Here is a 2,862-nt window from a genome sequence, read left to right as displayed (position 1 = left end):
TCTATTTGAACTATTTGCAAAATTTTTGGTTTGTAGATACTATATTCGCGAGTGTTTGTTTTAAACCCATCAAACTTCTCAAAAAGGCAATGGGATTTACTGTATGTAATTTTCCTTTGATTTTGCCAAGGAATCATTTGAAAAAAACCTTCGTCTAAAGAAGACCAACGGTGATAATCGCGAGGTTCTAAGCGGAAAATAAGCAAATAGCTTCCTCGTATTCTTGAGCTAATGTGGGATTTTGCAACAAATCAACTAAACTGTAATTGGTTTCTTTGATGCAATAGAGTCTTTTTGGTTATAGGATAAATGCTTAATTTGGATTCACAAGGACTGATAAAAGCAAAAGTTGTCTTGAGGAATAGCAAGTTCTTTGTATTTTCTTGTAAAAAAATCATTATAGAAACTAAATTTTTTGTTTTTCAAAATAAGTTTAAATCAATTTGGTGTTGTTCGATGATTTTCAAAGAAAGCGTATTGGTGATGACCCAAGGAGAATAAAATACAGATTAACTAACCAAGAAATAGGGGTTTAGTGATCAAAGAAATTTTGAGAAGGCATCTTTTCCAAAAAGTTTTTTTCTAAGTTTGTGTATAAAAATTTTTGCAGGCGACTTGCTGGGTCTTGACAAATAATTTTTCTTCTAAATTAACTATTTTCTTTCATATTGTAAATCGCTCTCACTTTGAAATATGCCATTGGTAACAAATATTTTAATAAGATTTTAAGCAACATAAATAGGATAAAATTTAGTGCTAATAATAAAATAATTGTTATTGTAGTTTTGGCTTTGGCTTGGGGAAATGGATTTTTTTAAAAGAAATAAAAAAAAGCAACATGCAGGCAAATGAAACCAAAAAAAAAGTAGGTCTTTGTTCGATAAATCCTAAACTTTTGAAATCCCAAGTTTTTGCGTGTGCAAAAATAACTTAGCTAAAAAATAAAAAAGGAAATAAAATAGCAGTTACAGTTACGGGCAAACCTGTAAAATAAGAAGGGCTTTGAGATTCGTATTTTTGGGTTTCAGCTAAAACATTATAATAAGCAAGTCTAATTAAGGCTGCCAAAAGATAAAAGCCCCAAACTAGCCAAACAAGTGCAAATAGCCAAAAATCTTCTTTTAGGGTTGAAGTTTCACCTTTGAAACTCAAAGAATAATTAATAAAATAGGAAGGACGCCAAAGCTTATTATATCGGCTAAAGAATCAATTTGAATGCCATAGCTTTTTCTGTATGACTGCGATTTTTTTGATTCGGCTTACCACACCATCAAACATATCACAAACGCCTGATATTAATAGGCAGATTAAAGCAGAAGTGTATTTGCCACAAGCACCAAAGCCAATGCCACAAAAACTACTCATTAAATTTAGGTAAGTTAAATAAGTTGTATAATTGTAAAAACCTAAAAACATATTATTTAACCTCGTTTTACTAATGTTTTTTTTCTTAAACCATTTTTTGGTTGTTTAGAGTTGGGGAAATAAAGGGAAAAATCCCTTATCCATCAAAGAATAAAAGGATATTAATGAACTTAAAAAACTTGATAATTATTGATTGGTTGTTTGTAAATGCAAATTGTAAAGTAGTAATTATTTTGCATAAAGATGTTCGCATTCTTTCTTCTAATGGATTCATAATCATCTTTATACCTTTCTAAAACAATATCATCTTCAATTTTGTCATCGTCTTTGTTTTTGTTCTTCTGAAGGTTCGTCTTCTAAATCAAGCAAATCATCTTGTAGAGGTTCAGTTTGATCATGCCTTTGTCAGGAAAGGAAATCCTCAAAATTCATTCTTGTAAATTGGTATCTTCGTTCAGAGGTTCGTCGTTTGAAATTTTAGTTTTTTCAAAAAATCTTTATCCCAAAAAAGTTTATTATTTTCTTTAATAATTAATTGATTGTCTTCACAAAAAACAAATTTTCCGCTCAAAGCGATGTCTAAATAAAGCTGATTAGCTACATTGGGGTTGTTATTTGGGATTTGGTGTTTTTGCAATGTTTGTTTTAATAAATCATAGACTGAAACAGGATTGTGATGTTTTTTCATAATGTCATAAGCAGTTTCCAAAAGTGATTTTGGAGTTTTGGTTTTTTTCATAAAATACCTCCTTCTTTTTAATGTAATAATGTTTGGGATTTGGAAAATAATGATAAGTGATAAAATAAAAAGAAAGGAAAGGGAAAAGGGCTAAATAAAAATAAAGAAATGCAAAATATGGGGGTAAAAATTTTAGAATTCTATCAAATATCCAGATGCCTTTTGCATGAGTTCTTTGGATTTTCTTTCTAACTTTTTTAAAGCAGCATTAAAAGCCAACAAAACGCTTTCTTGGAGAATTGCTTTGCTGCTGAATTTGAGAAATAATATAACATCTACGACTTGTTTGGTGCCTTGTAAAACATTCTACATCCCCTGCTTTGCCAATAAATTCTTGTAATTCTAATTGTTGTTGGGCGTTTTCAATTGCTTCTTGCATTTTTTTTTAATTTTTCAAACATGATAGATTGTGTTTTCATAATTTTTTGCTCCTAGTTAATTATTTCTACTATATCTTTACCAAAAAATCATAAGCTAGTTGGATAATAGCAGGCTTGGCTGGTTGGGTCGCTTTGATTTGATATAAGTCAAGATCAAAATTGCAAGTAGCTGTGAATTTTGCAATTGATGCCTGGTTTGGATTAGGATGATTTTTGTTGTAAAAAGTTTCTAAGGCTTGACAATCTTGTTTTTAAAAAGCAATGTAGTTCGTAATTGCAAAAGAAATGTTATTCAAAAATTTCTAAAGCTTTTTGTTTGATGTTTTTTGTAAAACAAGTTCAAAGGCATCTTCATCTTCAAAAACTAAAATCATTTGT

3 protein-coding genes and 1 pseudogene are annotated in these 2,862 nt (G+C 29.8%); all 4 read right to left on the bottom strand.

The genetic code is table 11. The features are described from left to right. Window positions 1-206 (bottom strand): annotated as a pseudogene (locus tag ACEW7V_RS00965) (phosphatidylserine decarboxylase); the annotation flags it as partial. A 724-nt stretch (window positions 207-930) separates the two neighbouring features. Further along, window positions 931-1,152 (bottom strand): hypothetical protein, encoded by a 222-nt coding sequence (locus ACEW7V_RS00960; protein ID WP_374695597.1) that lies wholly within the window; start codon window positions 1,150-1,152, stop codon window positions 931-933. A gap of 667 nt (window positions 1,153-1,819) precedes the next feature. Continuing rightward, a complete protein-coding gene (gene rpoE / locus ACEW7V_RS00955; RefSeq protein WP_374695596.1) occupies window positions 1,820-2,104 on the bottom strand; it encodes a DNA-directed RNA polymerase subunit delta in 285 nt (94 codons plus the stop codon). A 208-nt stretch (window positions 2,105-2,312) separates the two neighbouring features. Next, on the bottom strand, window positions 2,313-2,483 hold the full coding sequence (locus ACEW7V_RS00950; RefSeq protein ID WP_374695595.1) for a hypothetical protein: 171 nt from the start codon (window positions 2,481-2,483) through the stop codon (window positions 2,313-2,315). Window positions 2,484-2,862: the final 379 nt, after the last annotated feature.

Source organism: Areca yellow leaf disease phytoplasma (assembly GCF_041920595.1).
This window is presented reverse-complemented; position numbering and strand designations above follow the sequence as displayed.

What these genes read in the sequence shown, in the direction of transcription:
- rpoE (WP_374695596.1), bottom strand. Translation starts at nt 2,104, where the DNA reads ATGAAAAAAACCAAAACTCCAAAATCACTTTTGGAAACTGCTTATGAC.
- ACEW7V_RS00950 (WP_374695595.1), bottom strand. Translation starts at nt 2,483, where the DNA reads ATGCAAGAAGCAATTGAAAACGCCCAACAACAATTAGAATTACAAGAA.